21 protein-coding genes and 1 tRNA gene are annotated in these 22,815 nt (G+C 54.0%); 13 read left to right on the forward strand and 9 right to left on the reverse strand.

The window, feature by feature from the left end:
- Positions 1-104: 104 nt before the first annotated feature.
- The 5 genes from Abin_RS13710 to Abin_RS13735 form a co-directional block, all read right to left on the reverse strand.
- On the reverse strand, positions 105-3,203 hold the full coding sequence (locus tag Abin_RS13710; RefSeq protein WP_048847905.1) for a TonB-dependent receptor domain-containing protein: 3,099 nt from the start codon (positions 3,201-3,203) through the stop codon (positions 105-107).
- 1,172 nt (positions 3,204-4,375) lie between these two features.
- A tRNA-Ser gene (locus tag Abin_RS13720) sits at positions 4,376-4,466 on the reverse strand.
- Positions 4,467-4,526: 60 nt separating this feature from the next.
- Positions 4,527-5,195: a phosphoribosylanthranilate isomerase gene (locus tag Abin_RS13725; RefSeq protein ID WP_048847911.1), complete on the reverse strand. Its 669-nt coding sequence runs from the start codon at positions 5,193-5,195 to the stop codon at positions 4,527-4,529.
- Positions 5,195-5,899, reverse strand: coding sequence for an orotidine-5'-phosphate decarboxylase (gene pyrF, locus Abin_RS13730; RefSeq protein WP_048847913.1), 705 nt, complete (start codon positions 5,897-5,899; stop codon positions 5,195-5,197). The genes Abin_RS13725 and pyrF overlap by 1 nt, the downstream gene beginning before the upstream one ends.
- A complete protein-coding gene (locus Abin_RS13735) occupies positions 5,899-6,246 on the reverse strand; it encodes a lipopolysaccharide assembly protein LapA domain-containing protein (protein WP_048847917.1) in 348 nt (115 codons plus the stop codon). Before Abin_RS13735 ends, pyrF begins: the two co-directional genes overlap by 1 nt.
- A 234-nt stretch (positions 6,247-6,480) precedes the next feature.
- Between Abin_RS13735 and Abin_RS13740 the strand changes: the two genes are divergently transcribed.
- From Abin_RS13740 to Abin_RS13795, 11 genes are all read left to right on the forward strand, one after another.
- Positions 6,481-6,984, forward strand: coding sequence for a protein-export chaperone SecB (locus Abin_RS13740; RefSeq protein WP_048847919.1), 504 nt, complete (start codon positions 6,481-6,483; stop codon positions 6,982-6,984).
- Positions 6,985-7,038: 54 nt separating this feature from the next.
- Positions 7,039-7,701 (forward strand): hypothetical protein, encoded by a 663-nt coding sequence (locus Abin_RS13745; protein WP_048847921.1) that lies wholly within the window; start codon positions 7,039-7,041, stop codon positions 7,699-7,701.
- 103 nt (positions 7,702-7,804) lie between these two features.
- Entirely contained in the window at positions 7,805-9,202 is a 1,398-nt protein-coding gene (locus tag Abin_RS13750) for a M20/M25/M40 family metallo-hydrolase (RefSeq protein ID WP_048847922.1), read from the forward strand.
- 14 nt (positions 9,203-9,216) lie between these two features.
- Positions 9,217-10,188: a 4-hydroxythreonine-4-phosphate dehydrogenase PdxA gene (gene pdxA / locus Abin_RS13755; protein WP_048847924.1), complete on the forward strand. Its 972-nt coding sequence runs from the start codon at positions 9,217-9,219 to the stop codon at positions 10,186-10,188.
- Positions 10,185-10,919, forward strand: a complete 735-nt coding sequence (locus Abin_RS13760) for a pyridoxine 5'-phosphate synthase (RefSeq protein WP_048847926.1) — start codon at positions 10,185-10,187, stop codon at positions 10,917-10,919. The genes pdxA and Abin_RS13760 overlap by 4 nt, the downstream gene beginning before the upstream one ends.
- Before the next feature lie 135 nt (positions 10,920-11,054).
- Entirely contained in the window at positions 11,055-11,612 is a 558-nt protein-coding gene (locus tag Abin_RS13765; RefSeq protein ID WP_048847928.1) for a cupin domain-containing protein, read from the forward strand.
- Positions 11,613-11,862: 250 nt separating this feature from the next.
- Positions 11,863-12,192, forward strand: a complete 330-nt coding sequence (locus Abin_RS13775; RefSeq protein WP_244895129.1) for a hypothetical protein — start codon at positions 11,863-11,865, stop codon at positions 12,190-12,192.
- Complete coding sequence (locus Abin_RS13780; protein WP_218026285.1) at positions 12,189-13,382, forward strand: anhydro-N-acetylmuramic acid kinase; 1,194 nt, start codon at positions 12,189-12,191, stop codon at positions 13,380-13,382. The genes Abin_RS13775 and Abin_RS13780 overlap by 4 nt, the downstream gene beginning before the upstream one ends.
- A 53-nt stretch (positions 13,383-13,435) precedes the next feature.
- Positions 13,436-13,903, forward strand: coding sequence for a hypothetical protein (locus Abin_RS13785; RefSeq protein ID WP_048847953.1), 468 nt, complete (start codon positions 13,436-13,438; stop codon positions 13,901-13,903).
- Between the two features lie 182 nt (positions 13,904-14,085).
- On the forward strand, positions 14,086-14,265 hold the full coding sequence (locus Abin_RS13790) for a DUF3311 domain-containing protein (RefSeq protein ID WP_048847931.1): 180 nt from the start codon (positions 14,086-14,088) through the stop codon (positions 14,263-14,265).
- On the forward strand, positions 14,262-15,752 hold the full coding sequence (locus Abin_RS13795; RefSeq protein ID WP_048847933.1) for a sodium:solute symporter family protein: 1,491 nt from the start codon (positions 14,262-14,264) through the stop codon (positions 15,750-15,752). The genes Abin_RS13790 and Abin_RS13795 overlap by 4 nt, the downstream gene beginning before the upstream one ends.
- A 108-nt stretch (positions 15,753-15,860) precedes the next feature.
- Here the strand turns inward: Abin_RS13795 and Abin_RS13800 are convergent, their stop codons facing one another.
- Entirely contained in the window at positions 15,861-16,262 is a 402-nt protein-coding gene (locus Abin_RS13800) for a hypothetical protein (protein ID WP_052948238.1), read from the reverse strand.
- 194 nt (positions 16,263-16,456) lie between these two features.
- Here Abin_RS13800 and alkB point away from each other — a divergent pair, with 194 nt between their 5' ends.
- Together alkB and Abin_RS13810 are read left to right on the forward strand one after the other, a co-directional pair.
- Complete coding sequence (alkB, locus tag Abin_RS13805) at positions 16,457-17,107, forward strand: DNA oxidative demethylase AlkB (protein ID WP_048847956.1); 651 nt, start codon at positions 16,457-16,459, stop codon at positions 17,105-17,107.
- A gap of 331 nt (positions 17,108-17,438) precedes the next feature.
- Positions 17,439-18,548, forward strand: a complete 1,110-nt coding sequence (locus Abin_RS13810; RefSeq protein WP_255319399.1) for a serine hydrolase domain-containing protein — start codon at positions 17,439-17,441, stop codon at positions 18,546-18,548.
- A gap of 21 nt (positions 18,549-18,569) precedes the next feature.
- On the opposite strand, the gene Abin_RS13815 is transcribed toward Abin_RS13810, so the two are convergent.
- From Abin_RS13815 to Abin_RS13825, 3 genes are all read right to left on the reverse strand, one after another.
- Entirely contained in the window at positions 18,570-19,208 is a 639-nt protein-coding gene (locus Abin_RS13815; RefSeq protein ID WP_255319397.1) for a YceI family protein, read from the reverse strand.
- A 249-nt stretch (positions 19,209-19,457) separates the two neighbouring features.
- Complete coding sequence (locus Abin_RS13820; RefSeq protein WP_048847940.1) at positions 19,458-19,829, reverse strand: helix-turn-helix domain-containing protein; 372 nt, start codon at positions 19,827-19,829, stop codon at positions 19,458-19,460.
- Positions 19,830-20,198: 369 nt separating this feature from the next.
- Positions 20,199-22,526, reverse strand: coding sequence for a TonB-dependent receptor (locus Abin_RS13825; RefSeq protein ID WP_084593658.1), 2,328 nt, complete (start codon positions 22,524-22,526; stop codon positions 20,199-20,201).
- Positions 22,527-22,815 lie beyond the last annotated feature (289 nt).

Genomic DNA, 22,815 nt, shown 5'->3' on the forward strand with positions numbered 1-22,815 from the left:
AAGAGACTATCTCTTTCCTTTTTTTATTTATATTATCCCAAATTACTTTGTTTTTGGAAGACTAAAAATAGTCTTCCAAAAACTTTTGTTATAATTTCTTAAATTTACAGCGTTACGTTCACACCGAACTGGAAGGAACGCATGATCGCCCCTTTCTGCGCCCATGAGGAGTTATACAGGTAAGAGCCATAAGTACCGTAATCAGCGGGAGCACGGAAACCCAGAAGATTATAGACCGTGGTGTAAACGCGCCAACGATCGTTGATACGATAGGTCACGTTCAAGTCAACATCCCACCAGTTGCGGATATGGCACTGATTGGTTGGTGCATAGGCACTTCCAGCCAGCAGATTTGCACTATCGCCACAGCTACGGGTTCCCGGCCCGTTAGTGTCTTCAGCTACGTTTTTGTAACCACTAGTATAATAGACCGTGGGTGTTACAGCCAGATTTCTCCAGATAAATGTATTCGACCAGTTAGCGCGCCAACGCGGCGTACCAGAGGCAGACACGGCATTATACGGTGCCAGTGTGCCAGCCCAATGCTGCACCCGGCCATCTGGCATGGTCAGGTTGAAAGAGCGGACATACGTTGCCTGTCCTGTGCTGATCAGGCGAATATCACGGAAAATACCAGGCAGACGGGTATTGGCATTAATCTTCATATCCACACCATCAGTTACGAGGCTACGGGTATTCAGATACTGTAGGTTGACCATATAAGGGCGAACTTGGCCATTGGGGTTTTGTGTATCAATCTGATCTGGCGTTACGCTTGTACCAGCAGGCAATGCTGCATTACCACCATTAAGCCATGCATTCGCAATCGCGGTTGCACCCAAGGGGTTTGGTGCAATGTAATTGCTTTTTTTGACGTAATAATAACCAAATGTGAAGTTCATCCACTCCGTCGGACGAATAATGGCGGACCCCGTAAAATTGGTTGAAATTTCCGGCTTCAGATTTGGGTTACCTGCCGTGTTTTGCCCAAGACTATAGGCCTGAGCATAGCTGTTCGGTGTACCGTTTGCGTTCAAATGCTGGTTAATGAAGTTTTGATTGGTTACGTTGTACGTGGTGTATGCAACATTCATACCATTTGTTTCAGCAAAGCTGGGCACACGGAAACCACGAGAAAAAGTGCCGCGCAGCGTAAACTGACGTACAGGTGTAAATGAAAGGCCTGCTTTTGGTGAATAACGGCCAAATCCGCTTCCCTGTGCGTAATGATCGTAACGGCCGGAAATGTCAGCCTGGACCATTTTGTGGAAGGGAAGAGCAAGTTCCCAATAACCAGCTTCGACCCAACGGCTACCCTGTGCATTGAACGGATTGATATACCCAACGTACTGAGCATCCGGGTTATTACGGTCGTACGGGTTGGCGCTAGGGTCATTCAGCGCTTCGTAACGAATATTGCCACCAATAGCGAGGTTAGCCATACCGCCAGGAAGTTTGAACAGGCCTTTGGAAACATGCATGTCACCCGAATACTCCTGAGAACGAGCATTCATGACGTTTTTGGGCGCAATAGAATTGAGAACTTCTTGGCTATTTTCAGATGGGTTCACAAAATTATATGTGCCATCGATAATAGCGTTTTTAATGCCGGCAATTGTAGGTGCCCCAGTAATGGTCTGCTGGAGCATGGTATTCATGCCGGTAAAATTAATATCATAATTCCAGTCAGAACCCCAATGAGAGGCCGCAGTGCCGTTATAGCGAACAGCCCCACGAAAGTTTTCACTGAACTGCTGGGTTTTGGGAATCAGATCATTGAAGGAATACATAACCTGTTCTGGCACACCCAGAATATTATTCGGGTTGGGAGAACCATCAGGCAGGGTAACAGGGATAGCAGTGCTATAAGTATCGGCGTTACGTGATTGGGAGCGCGCACGGGCAGCATACGGGGTGCCGGTATATTCTGAAAGCGCCTGAGAATACGTAAACATGCTGGTCAACTGTGACCGAGGCGTCACATCGACTGTTAGATGGGCTGTTGCACTCACACGACGCAAAGACGGTGAAATCTGCGCATAGTCTTTTGTACTATCTTGTGAACAGGCTTGGCTGGTTCCTGCTGCACCGGCAACTTTGCCCGTAACAACGGACCCATATTGACCACAACCTGCTGATGGGTTGAGCAGTTGCCACGCACCAGTCCCACTGGTACTACCGTTGCTCGCACGCACAAGGGCAACAGGCGTTGCGCCAAAATTGACAATACCACCAGCACCGTCAGAGACGTTTGTTATGCCGTTAATGCCGCCAATCCCTGACAGATTGGATGTATTGTAGGGGTAGTCTAGCTGGCGGTTATAAACCGCGTCATCCTGCTGGTATTCAGAGTTGACGTAGAAGTTGTAACCATCGCGTTTCAGGTCACCTACGCCGTATGTCGCATACAGCTTCTGATGGCCACCAAATCCGCCCTGAGCCAGACCGCCTTCGGCGTTTCCTTCGAAGCCTTTGATTTCTTTACGCGTGGTGTAATTGATAACGCCGGCAACAGCGTCTGCTCCGTAAAGGGATGAGCCAGCGTCTTCCATGGTATCAACGGATTCCATAATGGAAGATGGCATCCAGTTGGTATCAACGAAGTTGCGTTCGCCATCGTCAGACAACGGGTAGTAGGACAGACGCATACCGTCCATCAACACCAGTGTTGAATCTGTTGACAGGCCACGCAGAGACGGCGCGGACGCACCGCCTGCAAATGCCCCGTTGGCCGAAAACGCGTTGCTTAGGGTGCCTGCGCCGTTGGATGAAAGAGATTGTAGAGCATCTGTCACGTTGGCAAAACCACGCCGCTGCATATCCTGCCGAGAGATGTGCGTGATAGGTGACATGCTTTTCAGATTGGGATCTTTGAAGAGCGACCCGATGACGGTCACGCTTTCGGGCTTTCCAGCTTCTTCAGCTGTTCCACGCGCCTGTGAAATGGTGTGCTTTGCCGAACCTGTTTTAGTAATAACAGTCGGCGCACCTGCCTGGACACTTGCCGGCGCTGCAGTCGATGCAGTTGCACCCGCTACGTGTTTCTTAGCCGTTTTAGAAGCGGCGGCATGCTTGGTGTGGGAAACGCTGGCAGGCGCTTCTGCCTGAGCCAGCGCGGGGATCCCGGCAGCAAGAACAGGCAACGCGTAAAGCAGCTTGAATGAAAGTGGCAAGCGCTGTTTGTGATGAGCTGTCTGGGACATATGATTTGGCAGCCTTTGGAACGATATATACGTTCATTTGGGATACCAAATGAAATTCATTTATGTCGATACAGAAACAGAGGCGCTTATTTTTCCCATAAAACGTGCGGTATTTTTGTTACACTGTGGCACTAGGCTCAGGGCTCATTCCTTGAGATAGAATTATGAAGCTGATCGCAACACGTCGCCAGTCCTTCAGCTTTGCGAACATATTTTTGATCCGATGGCGCTTTTTATATAGATTCCAGTTGTAAGACTGCTTTGATTTCCGGTTCTTCCTCGGCGGAATACAGGCAGTGATAGTGCGTTCTGCAAGCGATAATCTGATCTGGTTGCTGTTGTAGCCTCTGTCCCCGATGACTTCTTCTGTCTCATCCCACAGGTCCGCCAGAAGCACGTCTGCGCCACTGAAAAGTCCCTGACTTGACCCACTCTGTCAGATGCAGGCGAACAGGTCGGCCTTGACCATCAAAACGGCATGGAGTTTGGAGTTCAAGCCCCCTTTTTGTCCGCCCGATATGGCGGGGGAAGCCCCTTTTTAAGCAGGGATACCGATGTCCGGTGCGCTTTGAGATGTGTCGCATCAATCATTAGACGCTTCGAACGGCCAGCCTGTTCTGTCTGGGCAACGAATATCCAGTCAAAGATACCTAAGTGGCTCTACCGGATGAAGCGATTATACAAAGTTTTATGCAGGCCATACGCTTTCGGAGCGTCTTTCCGCTGAAGACGGCTGCAGATCACATAAACGATCCCGCTCAGAACACGCTGCTCATCTACGCGTGGAACTTCCATGGGCCAGAGAGAAAAATGGCTCAACTCGCTCCATCTGGCGTTCAGACAGCAAACATACATCACTCACAGCCTAACCTCCATCGGTATACCTGTGAATCACAACCTCTCGCTCAGTTCAATAGATTAATAGGTCCTGAACCTAGACTGCACGAAAATGAACAGTCCACCCGTATCTGACAGCTTGTATGGCTTCTCGCGTGGCGTGAGGCGACGCAACTGAACATCCGTCAGCATCGATACCCCCACCCTTGAAATGATACCCCCACAATGCTTGAGCTTGAAGGAACATCACAGAGCGTCATAGAGTGCACAAATAGCAGAAAACCCCCACTGTTTATGTGCTATGAGCGCTAACGGCTGTCATGGGATATATCAAATGGCGGAGAGACAGGGATTCGAACCCTGGGTACGCTATTAACGTACACACGCTTTCCAAGCGTGCGCCTTAAGCCACTCGGCCATCTCTCCGGCGCGGAGGTGGTAATAGCAAGATCAGCCAAAGTGGCAAGAGGAAATTTGCCTGTGAGATCAATTTATATGGAAAAGTGGCGCGCGCGCGTTGTGAATGAAGCGTTTTATGGCATCAGGATTTTTGATACCGGGCTGTATTTCCACACCAGATGAGACGTCAACGGCTGGGGCACCTGTTTCCTTAACAGCTTGCTCCACATTGTCAGGAGACAGCCCTCCGGCCAGCATCCATGGGAAAGTGGGCTTCCAGCCGTGCAATACCGACCAGTCGAGCTTCTGGGCGTTTCCACCCGGCCGTGTCGCTGTCGTCGGGGGCTTGGGCTCAATCAGCAGGCGGTCAACAGCACAAACTGTCGGAAGTTCATCTGCCGATGCAACAGGTTTTGACAGCCAGACAGGCAGACCAAAGCGGTGTCGGATAGAAGCTGCACGGTCATCAGACGCATAGATTTGAAGAACATCAAGCGACACGACGTCCAGAACTCTGGCCAAGGTGTCATCTTCGGGATGCACAAAGAGCCCAACGCGCTGGGCACCGCCCGCATGACGCGCAGAAAGACGATTCGCCTGCTGAGGTGTAATATTACGCGGCGAGCGTTCAAAAAATACGAAGCCGACCCAGTCAGCCCCGTATTCCATACAGGCGTCAAATCCTGCCTCTTCTGTCAGCCCGCAGATTTTGACACCACGCTGCAATCCTTGAGAGGGCAAGGAACCAGACGACATCAGGCTGTCAGTTCAGCCAGAATAGCGGCAGCGGCAGCGGCGGGATTTTCAGCCTGCGTGATGGGACGCCCGACAACAATCCAGTCAGCACCCGCATTACGTGCTTCAGCCGGTGTCATGACCCGTTTCTGGTCGCCTGCCTGACTGCCTGCCGGACGAATACCCGGTGTGACCAACAACGGAGCATCACCCAAACTATCCCGCAGTGGAGCAATTTCATGGGCTGAACACACCAGACCATCCATGCCGGACTGCATAGCCAGCTTACCCAGACGCAGCACCTGCGCACGGGCACCGTCACCTACGCCAGTTTCAGCCAGAGCAGCATCATCCAAACTTGTCAGAACGGTAACGGCAAGCAGTGCCGGGCGGTCATTCGCAGGGAATGCGTCATCACGCGCTTTGCGGGCAGCTTCCATCATCGCGCGGCCGCCAGAGGCATGAACTGTCAGCATTTTCGGACGCAGATACGACAGGGCCCGGATAGCAGCCCCGACTGTATTCGGAATATCATGCAGCTTGAGGTCAAGAAACAGCGGGGTTGTGCCTGCAACATCTGCCACAGCCTGAAAGCCTGCCGCATAGGCAAACTCCATCCCCAATTTCACCGCCCCGGCTGACGGCCCGACAGCTTTTGCCCAAGCCTGCGCCTGCTGCGGGCTTTGCGTATCAAGGGCGGCAATCAATCCGGTTGTGCGGGTCATTAGAGCGAATCTTCTGCGGGAGGGGGCACAACAGTGCCGGAGACTGGGACGGCCTGCGCAGGTGCACCAACACGGGTAGCCACCGCAGCCTGAGCCTGAGCAAGCTGGGTTTCGAGTTCACGCACACGCTGTTCAGCTTTGCGGGCCCGACGACGTTGCACGAGTTCCGCCGCCCACAGGCAGAAGGCCCCCATAACAAAGGCGACGGCCGCGACAATGAGTGCCAGAACACCCGCTGAGCTCTTCCAGCTATATGTAAGAAGCCACATATCCAGCGGGTCCTGATTACTGGCGCTGAAAACGACAAGAGCCAGCAAGAACGGAATAACTAAGGTCAGTCTGATCATGGTTTTGTGGTAGCCTTACACTACGGGAAGGGCAAGAAATATGAGAACACTATACTATAAAGTCTTAACATTCCTTACCGCATAAAACGCGCTACAGGTCTCGCATACTCATAATTAATCTGATAGTGCTCTTTCCACTTTCGGCTCTACAAACTTTTGCCACAACAAGACGTCATTTATCCTTTACCTCCCAAACATTTGCGGTCCCCGAAGTTCAAGGAATTTTTAAGCGATATGTCAGGCCATAACGAACGCATTATCGACTCTGTTGGCGGTGGAAGTCAGGCTGCCTCTGGCGCTCCCGGCCTTCTGATGGGGATTCAGTATAGCAAGAACGTCACCTTTCAGGTTCTGAATGCACCCGCCGTTTACACACGCGTACAGGACCGTCCGCATGTGGCCATTGCGGTCGATGTCAGTGCGCATCAGCTTGGTGAAAATCAGCCAACATTTGAAGTTGAACTCATTTTGCGGTGTCAGGGCCAGACTAACAGCACAAACGGGGAAAAACCCGTTGCCCTGTTTGAAGCCAATCTGGTTTATGCAGGCATTTTCACACTTCAGAACTCCACATCAGAAACATTTGAACCGCTGCTGCTGGTTGAAGCCCCGCGTCTGCTGTTTCCCGGTGCCCGTCACATGCTGGCAACTTTAAGCCGCGAAGCAGGGTTCCTGCCTGTATTGGTGCAGCAAATTGACTTTGCTGACCTTTGGCGTAGCCGCCGTTCGCAGGCGTAAGAGCTTATTTCAGGTCCGTAAGTGTCTCTTCATCATTAAAAAAAACAGGGCGCAATGACTGAAGCTTCCCTCCCCCCGCTGTGGCGCACTTTTGATCCTGTCTGGTATCGACAGGAATATAAGGATGTTCTGGGGGAGGCCGCATCACTGTCAGATGACGCCCTGAAGCAATGGTATGAAAGTCAGGGCGCTTTTTCAGGCCACTCGCCCAACTGCTATTTTGATGAAGAATGGTATCGGCGCACTTGCCCTGAAGCATTGGATGGGTTGGCGTCCGGCCAATACACCTCCGGGTTTGATCATTATTGTCAGCGGGGATTTAAAACGCAGTCCCCCCATTACCTGTTCTCGGAGCGGTATTATACTTCCGGCCCAGACGGTATCAGTGTTCAGTCTCTGACCGAGCAGGGGTTTATGAATGGGTATGACCATTACCTGAAACAGGGTGACCAACAAAATCGGTCAGGTCACCTGTTTTTCAACCCTGAGTTGTATTTACTGACATGCGCCGCCGATGAAGATGCAGCACCTGAGGGCGCTTTCAAAAACCTGCTGCTGGCTAGCAAGGCCGCCCCCAACACTGTGCGGTTGTCTGAACATTTTGACCCGGTTTGGTATGCTAGCACACACCCCAGTGCGGTCATGATGGTTGAATACGGCTACATGCCGAATGTTCTGTATCAGTTCCTGTCTGAATTTACGCCGAGCGGTCTTTAAAGTCTTCCTGCCGTCCGCTTTTTAAGGGCGTGGGCACCATTGCCTAAGCGGGGCTGCCTCGGTTATCCACTCTGCACGATGTAACGCAGTAGGGGACAATGCGATGACGGTACAAACCGCACTTGAGCAGGCAGACGCAGGGCTGGACGCCAGTCTGAACCGCCTTTTTGACCTGCTGCGTATCCCCAGCATTTCCACCCAGCCGGAACATGCGGATGACTGCCGCAAAGCTGCCGAATGGCTGGTAAGCACCCTGAAAGATATCGGGTTTGACGCCAGCGTGCGTGAAACGCCCGGCCACCCCATGGTTGTTGGCCATGCGGCTGGCCCAGAAGGGGCACCGCATGTGCTGTTTTACGGGCACTATGATGTTCAGCCTGTCGATCCTGTCAGTCTGTGGCATTCAGCACCGTTTGAACCCGTCATGGTCAAAGGCCCAACGGGAGATATGGAAATCACCGCCCGAGGTGCCGCGGACGACAAGGGACAGGTTATGACCTTCCTTGAAGCCTGCCGTGCCCTGCGCGCTGCGGATGGCGCGTTGCCACTGTCCATCACGGTTCTGATTGAAGGTGAGGAAGAATCTGGCGGCGTGAACCTCATGCCGTTTTTGCAGGCCAACCGGGATGAACTGAAAGCCGATGTTGCGCTAATCTGCGACACCGGAATGCTGGCACGCGGTATGCCCGCCATTACCACCATGCTGCGCGGTATGGTGGGTGAGGAAGTGACGGTTACTGCCGCCAACCGGGACCTGCATTCTGGCATGTACGGGAATGCTGCCCGCAACCCCATTCAGGTGCTGTGCGATATTCTGTCTGACCTGCGGGATGGTGCGACTGGCCGTGTCACGCTGCCGGGATTTTACGATGGTGTGCCGGTTATTCCGGAAGAAACCCGTGCCCTATGGCGTAAAATTGGCCCGACCGATGAAGAAGGTCTGGCCCCCGTCGGCTTAAGTCTGCCAGCCGGTGAAATCGGCTATAGTGCACTCGAACAGACATGGTGCCGCCCAAGCTGTGAAATTAACGGCATCAGCGGTGGCTATGAAGACAAGGGCTTCAAAACCGTTCTGCCCTCAAAAGCTATGGCGAAGGTGTCCTTCCGACTGGTGGGCGACCAGAATCCGGAGAAAATCCGCGCGGCCTTCCGGGCCCATGTGCAGGCGCGCTTGCCGGCTGACTGCACGGCAGACTTTGTGGCGCATGGTGGGTCAAAGGCCAGCATTGTGTCAGACACCATGCCTTTCCTGCCCCCCGCATTGAAAGCACTGGAAGCAGAATGGCAGCACCCGGCGGCCGTAATTGGCTGTGGGGGGTCTATTCCGGTTGTAACCGAAGTGCAGGACGCATTGGGTATGGACTCTCTGCTGATTGGCTTCGGCCTTGAAGATGACCGGGTACATTCCCCGAACGAAAAATATGACCTGACATGCTTTCACAAAGGTATTCGGTCATGGATCCGTGTTCTGTACGCTCTGACAGGGCGGGCCCCACAGTAAGGAGAAACCGTGCCATGCTGGTTCTGACACAGGGGGACCCGGCCGGTATCGGGCCGGAAATTACCGTCAAGGCATGGCAGGCACTGCGGGAAAGTGGGCCTCGCTTTGTGTTTCTGGGCGCACCCGAACTTCTGGCAGAGAAAGCCCCGATTCAGGTTGTGGCGACTATGGCCGAAGTTGAGCCAGTTTTCCCAACCGCCATCCCTGTGTTGCCGCTAACATTGTCCACCCCGGCAGTGGCCGGGCACCCCGACAGCCGGAATGCCCGCAGTGTGATAGACAGCATTGCACGCGCTGTGGCGCTGGTGCTGGCGGGTGACGCTACGGCTGTGGTGACAAACCCCATCAGCAAGGAAGTGGTGCAGAAAACCGGCTTTGCCCACCCCGGCCATACGTCCTATCTGGCTGAACTGTGCGGGGTTCCGGGGCAGGATGTTATGATGCTGGCTGGCCCATCACTCCGCGTGGTGCCTGTGACGGTGCATGTCGCCCTCCGCAAAGCCATTGATCAGCTTTCAACTGAACTGATTATCAAAACAGCCCATACGGTGGCGAAAGGGCTGATCCGGGATTTCGGGTTATCCTCCCCCCGTATTGCAGTGGCTGGCCTGAACCCCCATGCCGGTGAAAACGGCCTGATGGGCACCGAGGAGCAGGAGATTATCCTGCCAGCCATTCAGCATCTGCAACAGGAAGGGCTGAAGATTACCGGCCCCTACCCGCCTGATACCCTTTTTACCGCGCAAGCCCGTAGCCAGTATGATGTAGCGCTGTGCATGTACCATGATCAGGGCCTGATACCCCTGAAAACACTGGATATGGCCGAAGGTGTGAATGTGACCCTTGGCCTACCGATTATCCGCACATCCCCAGACCATGGCACCGCTTTTGATATTGCGGGGGCTGGCAAGGCTGATCCGTCCAGTTTGCTGGCCGCCCTGCGTCTGGCACACCAGTTAAGCGAAAACAGAAAGAACGCAGCATGAGCACAACATCCCGCCCCCCCATTCGGCTTGGTGTGAACATTGACCACGTTGCCACTGTCCGCAATGCCCGAGGCGGCACTCACCCTGACCCTCTGGCCGCAGCATTGCTGGCGGTTGAAGCCGGGGCAGATGGCATTACCGCCCATTTACGCGAAGACCGCCGCCATATTCGTGATGCGGATATGAAACATCTGCGCACACGCCTGACGGCCCCGTTAAATATGGAAATGGCCGCAACAGATGAAATGGTGATGCTGGCCTGCGCGCTTGAACCCCACGCCTGCTGCATTGTGCCCGAACGGCGGGAAGAAGTGACAACCGAAGGCGGATTGGATGTCGCCGGGCAACTTGCAACACTTATTCCCCGTGTGCGTGCCCTGACTGCTAAGGGGATCCGGGTTTCCCTGTTTATTGACCCTGACCCGATACAGGTTGAGGCCTCCGTCACCGCTGGGGCGCAGGTTGTGGAGCTTCATACCGGCGCTTATGCGGAAGGCCGCGTTGGGGAACTTGACCGCCTGCGGGCCGCAGCGGCACAGGCACACGCTGCGGGACTGGAAGTCCATGCGGGCCACGGCCTGACATTTGAAAATGTCGGTCCCATTGCGGCCATTCCTGAAATACGGGAATTGAATATTGGCCACTTCCTGATTGGACAGGCCATTTTTGACGGCCTGCCCTCCGTCATTGCGGAAATGCGGCAGCGTATCAAACAGGGTGCGGCGGCGTGAGGGTTTAACCCACACATCTTCTGCCAAAAAGTGACGGAGACGTGTCGAAGGGCGCTTGCTCCTTCGGACGCAACGCAACCGTTTGTGTCGTTTCTCCGTTAAGAGCAAGACTCTTTGACCGGAACGGACCCTGTTATGCCCCGCTTTATCCGATACTGTCTAACAGTCAGCGTGTTGGCGATGGCTGGGTTAGTTGGCTCTTCTGTTGCTCCGCAAGCTGCCACACCGGACGCATCGACCGCTAGTTCACCGCCTCCTCGCTCCGTGTATTGGCATAACTGGACGGACAGTCAGGGTGTCAGCCACATGACCAAATGCACCTTCCACACCTACACCCTAAAATCCATGTCGCCGCCTGCCGGTCCACAATGGCAGGATGCTCTTTCAACGGGGAAAGCACGTCTGATCTCAACCGTTCAGCCGCCCCACTGGAATGGCGCATGGCACCCTGACCCAAAAGTGCAGTGGATCATCCCGTTAAAAGGTACATGGTTTGTGCAGGCCATGGATGGCACCCGCGTAGAAATGGGGCCCGGCGATATCTCGTTAGGGGAAGACCAGCTTTCGCGCCCGGACAGTGCGGGGCACAAAGGGCATCTGGCTGGAAATGTCGGCAACGGGCCTGTTACACTTCTTGTCATCCAACTTGAGGATGAAGCGCCAACGGCAGACAAACCGTGCCGCTTTCAGTAGAAAAATAAATTCTTCTTTATTTTAAAAATCCTTATGGCAGTCATACATTTCCTGAAAATACCCTTTCAGGTTTTTTCTATTGCTTATGGGCTATCTGGCGTTATCCGCACATCTTCCCCATCCACTATCGAAGCAGCGCCCAATCAGGGCTGCTCTTGCGCCCATGTGCAGGACAAGGCACTCATACGTCACGACAGCGCAGCCCTGAAGACTGCGCCGTGGCTCTGACAGGAACCGACAGGATTACATTGTGGAACAGACACCGGGCACGTCCAAAGCTTTGCTGGGTGCCGTCATCGGCATGGGGCTTCTGATTGTTGCAGGCACAGTGACACTTGTTGGCGTGATTATCCACCGCATGAATGCTGGCCCGGCGCACCCGGCGTTGTCCGCGCATATTCCGTTGCAGGATGCCCCACACACAGCTCTGTCCTTACCAGCCGGTACGCGTCTGATCAGCATGACACGAGTGGAGGATGATCTGCTGGCCCTACATGTTTCAGAAAATGGTCATGAAAAGGTACTTCTGTGGCGTATTAGCACCCAGAGCCTTCTGCCCGGTCTTGATGTCCCACAATGACAACCACGCAAGGCAATACGCCCACAGCCACCCGACCAGAACTTGTTACAATCGGGTTGATGAGTGGCACATCGCTGGACGGTGTGGACGCAGCAATACTGACCACGAACGGTACGGATATTCTCCGTCATGGGCCGTCCCTGACTGTTCCCTATACGCCGGAGCTTCGCGCCCGATTGCGGTCGCTGCTGGACAAAGCCACCACACTTTCTGCTGACGATCCCCTGATACGCGATGCCGAGCAAGCCCTGACGGACATACATGCACAGGCCGTTGCAGCGTTATGCCACAAGGCAGGCAAGAGTGTGCCTGACCTGATCGGCTTTCATGGTCAGACCATTCTGCATGAACCGGGCCGCACATGGCAGATTGGCGATGCAGCCCGCTTGGCTGCCGCCACGAACACACCGGTTATCCATGATTTTCGCAGTGCGGATGTCCGTGCCAGGGGAGAAGGAGCACCGCTTGCTCCGCTTTATCATGCCGCGTTGTTGCGCAACCATGCACCGCCAGTTGCTGTGCTGAATGTCGGTGGCGTTGCCAACGTGACGTTTATAGCCACAGACGGCACCATTCTGGCGTGCGACACAGGGCCGGGAAATGCCCTGCTGGATGACTGGGTACACCAGCATACCGGCCAAAGTTACGATCAGGACGGCGCACTGGCGCTCAAGGGCTGCGTGAATGACGCTGTTCTGGAACGGTTGCTTGATAATCCATTTTTTGCACGCCCTTTGCCAAAATCGCTCGACCGGCTGAGCTTCCATAAGGGGATGGCGTATCTGTCAGACCTGTCGGCCGCAGATGGTGCTGCGACCCTGGTGGCCTTTACGGCCGAGGCCGTAGCCCGCACCCCTTTGCCCGAGCAGCCCACCGAATGGTTTGTCTGTGGTGGTGGCCGTCACAACCCCGCGCTGATGGCAGCCTTCGCACAACGGCTGTCCGGCATCGTGCACCCTGTAGAACATCTGGGGTGGGACGGGGATGCACTGGAAGCCGAATGTTTCGGGTTCCTGGCAGCAAGAAGCCTGCTGGGGCTTCCGCTTTCCCTCCCGACGACAACGGGCGTTCCACACCCACAAACAGGTGGGCGACTAACATGCGCGGGCTTGTTACCAGACCGAATGCGCGCCTGCGCGTTGCTGATAGCAGAACAGACTGCAACACCGCTCATCAGAACGGGTGGTTGATCTCCACCCCGCCTGCGCCCACCATACGTGCCATAAGTAAGAAGGACCTGATTATGAAGCGCGCTTTATTTCTTTGCCTGAGCCTGCTGGCCCCTGCCCTTCCGGCCTGTGCACAGACCGTGGTGGATGGCAGTGACAAAGCGGCAAGCCCGTTTGTAAAAAACACGCTGAAAAGCCTTGCCTCCAAATTCCCGGAAACGCATCCGCGCTTCCGCAAGATCAGCACCCACAAAACCAACGACAAACAGATTATCTGTGGCGAGATCAGTCTGGAAGATAGCAAAAACCCGGGCAATACATCCTTCATGCCATTTGGTGCCACCGAGGGAGAAGAAAACCCGCTGGTATTTGAAGACCGGACCATTCCCTCCGCCCTTGATTTCCGCGAGGTCAATAGCTGGATCAACCGCGGGGCTGATCTGGAGGATCTGGAAGAAATGGGCTGTGTGCCAGAAGGCAGCTACCGCAAATATAGTGACCATCTGAACACCGTTTTGCAGCATCGCAAAACATCATCCTGATAATCTAACATACGGGGGCGCGGAGTGATCTGCTGCGCCCCGACGCCACCGTTTGCGACACAAACAACACAACGGCGTCATGCAGCAGGGACAGGCCCTGAATGGTGATTGACACCACGGTGCCTGCTCTGCATGACTAGGTGGGTCTAACCGCAAAAATAATAACAATCCGGCCTTCCATCATGAAAATTCTGAATCTGTTGCTCCTGCTGCCCTTTCTGGGGCTGCTCTGGACGCCGTTGTATGATCGGTATGATCCGGTTCTGCTCGGGTTTCCCTTCTTTTACTGGTACCAGTTCGCATGGGTGCCCGTGACGTCCGTTATCATCTGGGTTGTCTGGAAAAAGGGACGTGACGCATGAACGGCGTAAATCCGTGGGCGCTTGGCGTCTTTGTTCTGTTCTTCGCAGCCACCATTGTCATTGGCAGTTCCATACAATGGATCCGCAAAGTCATAAGCCGCGGCAAAAGCGGGCAGTCGGGTGAAGACTGGTCGCTGGGTGGACGGCAGTTCGGGCCGTGGGTTACCTGGTTTCTGGTCGGGGGTGACTTCTACACGGCCTATACCGTCATTGCCGTGCCTGCACTGGTTTATGCTGCGGGTGGTTATGGCTTCTTTGCGCTGCCCTACACCATTATCGTTTACCCGTTCATTTTTCTGGTGATGCCACGCCTGTGGAAAATCGCACAGGAAGGCGGTTATGCCACGGCAGCAGACATTGTCCGCGCGCGCTTTGACAGCCGTCCGCTGGAAATTATTGTCGCACTCACCGGGCTGGTTGCGGTCATGCCCTATATTGCACTCCAGTTGATCGGCATCCGCACTGTTGTGCAGGCTCTGGGCCTGCCGGGCGATATTCCGCTGATTATCGCCTTCCTGTCTCTGGCGGCCTACACATGGCTTGGTGGACTGCATGCTCCGGCACTGACGGCCTTTATCAAAGACATCATGATCTACATTGCAGTGCTGGTGGCTGTAACAGTCATTCCATTGCACATGGGGGGATATTCCGCCCTGTTCGCCAATGTCGACCACGCGCAGCCGGTTCTGAAACCGGGGATGGGCATGCCCTATGCCACACTGGCGCTTTCATCCGCGCTGGCAGCGTTTCTCTATCCGCACACCCTTACGGGTATTCTGGCCGCACGGTCTGCCGACACCATCCGGCAGAATGCCGTTTTCCTGCCCATTTATACGGTTGTGCTTGGGCTGATTGCCATGCTGGGGTTCATGGCGCATGTGGCAGGTGTTACCACCACCAATAACTCACTGGTGGTGCCGCTGCTGTTCCAGAAAATCTTTCCGGCGTGGTTCAGTGGCTTCTGCTTTGCCGCCATTGCCGTTGGGGCACTGGTTCCTGCTGCGGTCATGGCCATTGGCGCGGCCAATCTGGTCACGCACAATCTGCTACCCAGCCACCACAAGACGGTCCGTAACAGTCGTCTGACAGCGTTTGCTGTGAAAGTGGGCGCTCTACTGTGCGTCATGTTCCTGAACGCTCAATTTGCCATTGATTTTCAGCTTCTGGGCGGCGTGATTATTCTTCAAACCTTCCCCGCGCTGATCCTTGGCCTGATGCGTATCCGGTTTTCCTCCGCCGCCATGATTGCCGGTTGGGTTGTGGGTACCGTGTTCGGGGTTGGACTGTGCTGGATGGACAGCCTGAAACCCATCCACTTCCTGTATATGGGGCCGTTCTCGGGCAATGTTTCGACAGGCCTGATGTCTCTGGTCGTGAATATTGTCGTGGTGGGATTGGTGACCTTGGTGAAGCCTGCTGCTTCTGCCGAGTATAAAAAACCTGAAGGCACTGGTTTTTCAGCCGAAAACGGGCCTTCCCTGCACTAACTGCCTGCGTTTATCAGAGCCAGACGATAGCAAAGGCGGCGCAAGCCGCCTTTGTCATGTACCCACCACCCCTTCCGCCAGAGCGGGACGCCGTCTTAACAGAAATTCTTAACAGAAATACTGACGGTCAAGCGCCTCCTGCCGGGCCATCAGCTTTTCAAAATCAGATGGCTCGCGCTTGGGCACGAAGGGGCGGCGTTGCTCCTGCACAAAGCTTTCCAGCGTTTGGCCGCGTTCTTCCGCTATGGCTTCAAACTGCGCGTAAATATCTTCCAGCACAAAACCGGGGGGCGTTCCCTTACGGCGTTGCAGCGGGTGTTTGTTCCGTGCCTTGCATGCGGCCAGAAATACTCTAAGCGCTTCCGCCCCTTTTTCTGGCAATTCGGAGGGACGGGTCGCATAGAAATCCACATTTCCATCCAGCCCCACAAACACCCCCCGAAACACGAACGTTAGCGGGTCAAGCGTTACAACGGCTGGCAGACCACCGACGATCAGAATGTCACGCATGGATTTCCACCCCAATCTTTGAAAAACAGGATTGTTCCCGCCTACAGTGCCATGTCCTCTGCCAGAAAGAGGGCCTGCGCGTAAATAAATTTTCAAGCCACATTGCCCATACCGCCCCTGAAGCCCAAATTACTGAAGCCACGGTTTACAGGAGTTGCGGTATGCGCCCTTCCCCGCCCCCTTTGCTTCCGCAGATGGAGCTTGGTCTTACTGATACGCGGCCAAGCCGTGTCACACTTAGCCCGGGTGCTGTATTACTGCGTGGCTTCGCCCTGCCAGAAAGCACCGAACTTCTGGATGCCATTTTACACCTGACAGCCCTATCGCCCTTTCGCACCATGCAAACGCCCGGCGGCGGCAGAATGTCTGTTGCCATGAGCAATTGCGGCCCCCTTGGATGGGTCACGGACCGTTCTGGCTACCGCTACACCCCAACTGACCCGGAGACACTGGCGGCTTGGCCGGACATGCCACCGGCGTGGCACGCTCTGGCCGCACGCGCTGCCAAAGCGGCGGGATTTGATAATTTTTCGCCGAATGCCTGCCTGATAAACCGCTACGAACCGCATACCCGCATGGCCCTGCATCAGGATAAGGATGAAGGCGATTTCTCCCAGCCCATTGTGTCCGTATCCCTTGGGCTTCCAATCGCTTTTTTATGGGGCGGCCTGAAACGCAGTACAGCACCCCATTCGATCCTGCTGGAACACGGAGATGTTCTGGTATGGGGAGGCAAGGCCAGACTGCATTATCATGGCGTCAAACCCTTGGCTGATGGCATTCATCCGCTAACAGGCAGAGCACGGTTTAACCTGACGTTCCGGTTTGTAGCCCCTCGATCCTGAAGCACACCATGCCAAAAATTACCTCGGACGTTCCGCTATTTTTATATCGTCCGTACGGCTTCGCTTCTCTCCTCCCCGTAAAGAAACATTCTCAAAGCCGCCTTCCGCACCAAAAGCGAAACTGACAGCCACGTATCCAAACGCGGAAATACTGCCCGCTATAAGACGATGGGGGCACTCCTTCTCATTCGGGCACTGGCACAAGGCGACATTTTTCTATTACACTTCCAACACAACTTTCCAGCGGTTCGGGATACGTCATCGCATGCCTGTTTCAACCCCATTCTCTCGCCGATTTGCCTTACAGGCTGCAACCGCTGCTGTAGGAAGCATGATCGTGCGCCGCGCCATTCCGGCGCAGGCCCAAAGCCCCGATACGCGCTTTCTCCCTGTTGAAACCCTGTTCAAATCTGCCGTGGCAGAGGGCAAAACACCCGGCGCTGTCGCTGCCGTAGGCGCAAATGGCCAGACCGTGTGGAAAGGCGTGTTCGGACACAAGGCGCTTCTGCCCACAGCAGAACCCATGACATGGCAAACTCTGTTTGACATGGCCTCGCTTACCAAAGTGCTGATTACGGCTCCTGCTATCATGCAGCTTTATGAACAAGGGCTGTTGCAGCTTGATGACCCGGTCTGCCGCTACCTGCCTGCGTTTGCCGCTAACGGTAAACAGGATATCACCATCCGGCTGCTGTTGACCCATTATTCAGGTCTGCCTGCCGATGTGGACCTTTCAACGCCGTGGACCGGGAAAGATACCGCGGTCTCCCTGGCAATGAACGCAACGCCCGAACACCCTCCGGGCGAACGATTTGTTTATAGTGATATCAACTTCATCACGTTGGGCTTGATTGTTGAAAAACTATCCGGCCTGCCGCTGGATGAGTATGCGGCCCGCGCCATTCTTGCGCCACTGGGCTTGAAACGCTCTTTCTTCCGCCCTGACCCCGTGCTGGCTAGCGCCATTGCACCCACCCAGTTTGATGAGTCTCACACGCTCTTACGCGGTGTGGTGCATGACCCGACAACGCGCCGCATGGGCGGCGTTGCTGGGCATGCCGGCCTGTTCTCCTGCGCAGATGATATGTTGATTTACGCAAAAGCCCTTCTGGCACGACGAGCGGGCAAACCATCTGCCTTTCCGTTAAAGCCCGAGACCTTGGTGTTGATGTCCACACCCCAGCAACCAAAAGGGAAATCAGACCTACGGGGACTAGGGTGGGATATTGCCACCCATTATTCCACCCCGCGCGGCACGGTCTTTCCGGCGTCATCATTCGGTCATACAGGGTTTACGGGAACGTCACTCTGGCTGGTGCCGGAGAACGAAACCTTTGTGCTCATCCTCACAAACCGCGTGCATCCCGATGGGAAAGGCAATGTCATTGCCCTGCGACGTGACGTTGCAACGGCAGCGGCACTGGCGTTACAGCAAAGCTAGCTGCACCCCGTCAGCGCAGGATCATTCGTCTTTTTCAAAGACGCCACTAACGGTCAGGGTCACGTCATCCCCGACCGCGACCATGGCGTTTGTCAGCCCAAATGCGCTGCGCTGGATAGTACCCTGTGCTTCAAACCCGACATCGTAGGAATGATTGATCGGGTTCTGGCCTGCGCCCACAAAATGCGCCCGGAGAGTCACGGGCCGTGTGACGCCGTGCAATGTCAGATTACCGGAAACGGTGGCCATTGACGCACCGTTCGAGTGAATTTCGGTCGAAACGAATTCTGCTATTGGAAAGGCCTTGGCGTTAAACCAGTTCTCGCCCCGCAACATGCGCGAGACGTCCACCGCGGTTGTGGCAAGAGACGCCAAGGGCAACTTCAGCGCGACGTGCGATTTTTCAGGGTTTTGCGGGTCTAGCTGCAAATCCCCATATACGCCGGAGAACAACCCGCGATACTGGCTAGTGCCTAGGCAGGACACAGAGAAAACAATCTGCGAGCGCAGGGTATCAACATGATAGCGCCCTGCCTCAACCAAAGGGCTTCGCGCCATGACAGAGGAAACCCCTGCGGCGTGAGATGTCGTGATGAACACAGTCAGGGCGGCACTCCATCCTGCCAGCATCCTCACACAGGTCGAAACCACCCTTCCCATTTCTCTATCCGCACATCCCATCATGTTATCTTGAAAGGATAAGACTGTTCAGGACCACATTGGTTCCCATTAAAATCTTAACCATTCATTTATGTCAGATTAAGACTGACATAAAATCACAATGCAAGGATAGGAATGTTAAAACCTCTACTTTTGGAAAAAATCCAAATAAAAAGGCCGCATCCTTTCTATGAAAAAGATGTGGCCTTTTATTAAAATAAACGCACTTAAAAACTATGGATCAGAAATTTACTTTCCACCGCTTTTCTGAAGCATTTTTACCTGTCGTTCTATCCATTTCTGGGCTGATACTTTGCGCGATGCGTCAAGCATACGATAAAGCTTGATCATATCGTTTTCATCAGGAGAGACCGTTAGCGTAATATCAGCCTGCACATAGCCCGTCAGGAAGATTTCCGGGTCAACACCAAACAGCTTTGCAAGATTAGGAATATGCTTGCGCGCGCTGCCTTCCCGCCCTGTTTCCCAAAAGGCAATAGCGGGGCGTGATACACCCAGCGCATCGGCAACCTGTTGCTGTGTCATCCCGGCTGCTTTGCGTAGAATTTTCATTCTCTGACCAAGGTCTGATCCGGGAGAAGCCATTTCTTCGCTATTCATCGTCTTATCCTGTGCTTCACCTGCCGGGGGACTATGGCGCACGGAAAAGAAAAACCCTCCAGCCTATATGCTTGTGAGTGCACTCTCCGCCTCTCCAAAAGAAACCACCGGACACTGGCCCGTGTCTTTCCACGGGCCTTCTACAGCCAAGCTGCTGCTCTCCACAAGAACGAACTTAAGGAAGCAGCGTTGCCAGACCATCCTCATCCGATAAAGGTGGCATAACCAAGACCGGATGAGGATAATGTGCCCAAGTTTAATCATTTCAAAAAAAGCGGCAACGATTACAGAAAAATGTTATTATTTTCCCAATATTTTGATGCTTTTTCTAACATTCGCTTAATGTCTGACTTTCTCTGACATTCCTGTTTAGAAATTCTGTGAAATCCCGGTCAGGATGGTACGGCGCAACCCATATTGTGGCGCACCAACCCCAATGCCACTGCCGTCACGCAGCATGTATGTGCGATCAAACAAGTTCATGACATCCAGACGGATCTGTGTGTTGCCCAGGAAAGAGTGACCAAACAGGTTTCTAAATGTCTGCACCGCAGAAAAATTGAACGTGGCATATTGCGGCAACGCAACGCCGTTCGGCACGTCCCCATCCGCACGCAAGCCACTGCCGTAGACCATGGTGCCAGACACCCGCAGCGGATGCCATCCTTTCTGGAAGAAGGTGTAAGACGCTCCTGCCGATGCCGTCCATCTCTGATCATGATCAAGATGCACCCAGCGATGCTTGATGTAAGCAAGATCTTCATTCTCAAAGTTGAACTGCGCGCTGGTAATGTCCTTGCCGATGGCGCGAGACCACGCAAAGTTCCCATACAGCGACAGCGGCCCGGTATCGTAAGATGTGCTGACTTCGTACCCGTTGACCTGTCCACGGCGATAGTTAAAGCCGCTCAGGATAATCGGGGCACCAAACTGCCCTTCATCAATCAGGTTGTGCGCAAGTTTGTAATATGCATCAAACGACACACGCCAGCCGGGTAGAATCTGCTGCTGAAAACCGGCATCGAAATAGTGATCGCGCTCTGCCCGCACCGTGCTGTTCTGGTAATTTGCCGCAGCCGCGCTGGTATTGGCAAATTTATACAGTGATGTGCTGCTGACAACTTCAAACGGCGGCGGCGTAAAATAGCGGGAATACCCCGCATGCAGTGTGCCACCGTGCCAGGGTGTCCAGACAATGTTCAGACGCGGGCTAACCTGCTTTTCGCTGGTATATTGGCTAACACCATCAAACCGCAAGCCGTAGTTGATTGTCAGGTTACGCAGCGGCTTCCATTCATCCTGCGCATATAAACCATAAACGGTTCCGGTTTTGCCGCTGCCGTCATAAACGGCAATGGGGTTATCACCAAAAACGGCGTTTCCGTCATCGTCTTCGCCTGTTTGAGCAAAAACACGAGAGTCTGTTTTAGAGACTGAGCGTTCGACAAAAACCTGAAATCCAAACCGCACGGTATGATCAGATGCTGCACGCCAAGTCACATCATGCTGCGTGCCCATGGAAAATACGGACCGCGCTGCACGCTGCGAAATACCGTTATAAACCAGATCCCCGAGTGGGTCTGGCGAGTATCTCAGGCTGCTGTATCGGGAGAAAACAGAACTTTGCAGGCTGAAACGACCAATTTCTTTCTGCAAAGCCAGAATTGCAAAATCTGTAATCTGCTTCTGACGTTCATCAAGGCTTGAACTGTCAACACTCCCGTTCAGCTTCTGGGCCAGATCACTACCGCTATAAGACGGTTCGGAAAACTGCGTCTGCTGGCCCGGGTTGTTAGGAAGCTGGTATTCTGCGTTAGACACACCGGCAATAAAGCTGATACGGGTATTTTCATCGGCCGTATAACGCAAATGACCTAGAAAATGATACTGATTTGTCAAATCATGTATGGCATTGAATGAACTTGTCGTATTTTCAATACCTACACGATCATGCACAAAATCGGCTGTGGCAAAATAATCCCACTTGCCCGTATGACCACCATATTGCAGCGAAGGGAAGAAGTAATCGCGCGCACCGCCATAAATGGAGGCATTCCCGCCCGCATTTGTCGTGCCATTTTTCGTTGTGATATCAACAACAGCAGCTTGTAAAAACCCAAACTCGCTCGGCAGCGCACCTGTTGTCAGAGACATGCTATCTGCAAAACGCGTCATCAGCGCCTGCCCAAACACGTTCAGCCCTTCTGGCAACTGCACACCGTCCAACCGGAACTGCACTTCATTATGGTCACCGCGCACATGGATCTGGCCATAGCTATCCTGTGCCACGCCGGGGGCCTGAAGCAGAACCTGATTAAGCGGAACATTATCCCCACCCGGGATGGTCTCTATCGACTTACGGCTGAATTTATAAACCGTGGCACCCGTATCAGGCTGTAGTTCAGACCGTGCACGGTCCAGATGCGCAGTAACAGTCACGCGCTCCGGTGTAGACGCCAGCCCCGGCTGCACTGTTACGGTTTCATTCCCCACCCGTTGCGACGTTACGGGTGCAGTTGCTTTGCCAGAGACCGCAGATTTGCCTTTGGCGGTCTGTGGTGCCGTGCCCGTTGTATACGCCGTCTTTGGCTGCACAGCATCGTCTTGGGCATGAGCCTGTTTCACGAATGTTAAAAAGCCAACTGAACTACAAAGAGTTGAGCATGCCAAAAGAATAGAGAAACGGGCCACCCGCATCAAACAACGCCTTCACACATGAGGAATGAATGTCTGGTCGCTATAATTTGTTATGGTATAACATTTCAATCATATTTCGACATAAAGACGTTCATTCTTCAGATGTGTTTCATTTCTGCCGCACTCTACCCCAGCCGGGTTTCTGGGGACTTGAGGGTATGTTCGCAGAAATTAGACTGTTTTCTGTGAAACCCCATTTTCACCCTTGCGCGCCCACCTAAATTCCCGTAAAGCACCGCTCACGCCTCCAGTCCCGTTCGTCTAGAGGCCTAGGACACCGCCCTTTCAC

This window comes from Acetobacter indonesiensis (assembly GCF_000963945.1).
In the GTDB taxonomy this organism is placed as follows: domain Bacteria; phylum Pseudomonadota; class Alphaproteobacteria; order Acetobacterales; family Acetobacteraceae; genus Acetobacter; species Acetobacter indonesiensis.

What these genes read in the sequence shown, in the direction of transcription:
- Abin_RS13710 (WP_048847905.1), bottom strand. Translation starts at nt 3,203, where the DNA reads ATGTCCCAGACAGCTCATCACAAACAGCGCTTGCCACTTTCATTCAAG.
- Abin_RS13725 (WP_048847911.1), bottom strand. Translation starts at nt 5,195, where the DNA reads ATGTCGTCTGGTTCCTTGCCCTCTCAAGGATTGCAGCGTGGTGTCAAA.
- pyrF (WP_048847913.1), bottom strand. Translation starts at nt 5,899, where the DNA reads ATGACCCGCACAACCGGATTGATTGCCGCCCTTGATACGCAAAGCCCG.
- Abin_RS13735 (WP_048847917.1), bottom strand. Translation starts at nt 6,246, where the DNA reads ATGATCAGACTGACCTTAGTTATTCCGTTCTTGCTGGCTCTTGTCGTT.
- Abin_RS13740 (WP_048847919.1), top strand. Translation starts at nt 6,481, where the DNA reads ATGTCAGGCCATAACGAACGCATTATCGACTCTGTTGGCGGTGGAAGT.
- Abin_RS13745 (WP_048847921.1), top strand. Translation starts at nt 7,039, where the DNA reads ATGACTGAAGCTTCCCTCCCCCCGCTGTGGCGCACTTTTGATCCTGTC.
- Abin_RS13750 (WP_048847922.1), top strand. Translation starts at nt 7,805, where the DNA reads ATGACGGTACAAACCGCACTTGAGCAGGCAGACGCAGGGCTGGACGCC.
- pdxA (WP_048847924.1), top strand. Translation starts at nt 9,217, where the DNA reads ATGCTGGTTCTGACACAGGGGGACCCGGCCGGTATCGGGCCGGAAATT.
- Abin_RS13760 (WP_048847926.1), top strand. Translation starts at nt 10,185, where the DNA reads ATGAGCACAACATCCCGCCCCCCCATTCGGCTTGGTGTGAACATTGAC.
- Abin_RS13765 (WP_048847928.1), top strand. Translation starts at nt 11,055, where the DNA reads ATGCCCCGCTTTATCCGATACTGTCTAACAGTCAGCGTGTTGGCGATG.
- Abin_RS13780 (WP_218026285.1), top strand. Translation starts at nt 12,189, where the DNA reads ATGACAACCACGCAAGGCAATACGCCCACAGCCACCCGACCAGAACTT.
- Abin_RS13785 (WP_048847953.1), top strand. Translation starts at nt 13,436, where the DNA reads ATGAAGCGCGCTTTATTTCTTTGCCTGAGCCTGCTGGCCCCTGCCCTT.
- Abin_RS13790 (WP_048847931.1), top strand. Translation starts at nt 14,086, where the DNA reads ATGAAAATTCTGAATCTGTTGCTCCTGCTGCCCTTTCTGGGGCTGCTC.
- Abin_RS13795 (WP_048847933.1), top strand. Translation starts at nt 14,262, where the DNA reads ATGAACGGCGTAAATCCGTGGGCGCTTGGCGTCTTTGTTCTGTTCTTC.
- Abin_RS13800 (WP_052948238.1), bottom strand. Translation starts at nt 16,262, where the DNA reads ATGCGTGACATTCTGATCGTCGGTGGTCTGCCAGCCGTTGTAACGCTT.
- alkB (WP_048847956.1), top strand. Translation starts at nt 16,457, where the DNA reads ATGGAGCTTGGTCTTACTGATACGCGGCCAAGCCGTGTCACACTTAGC.
- Abin_RS13810 (WP_255319399.1), top strand. Translation starts at nt 17,439, where the DNA reads ATGATCGTGCGCCGCGCCATTCCGGCGCAGGCCCAAAGCCCCGATACG.
- Abin_RS13815 (WP_255319397.1), bottom strand. Translation starts at nt 19,208, where the DNA reads ATGGGAAGGGTGGTTTCGACCTGTGTGAGGATGCTGGCAGGATGGAGT.
- Abin_RS13820 (WP_048847940.1), bottom strand. Translation starts at nt 19,829, where the DNA reads ATGAATAGCGAAGAAATGGCTTCTCCCGGATCAGACCTTGGTCAGAGA.
- Abin_RS13825 (WP_084593658.1), bottom strand. Translation starts at nt 22,526, where the DNA reads ATGCGGGTGGCCCGTTTCTCTATTCTTTTGGCATGCTCAACTCTTTGT.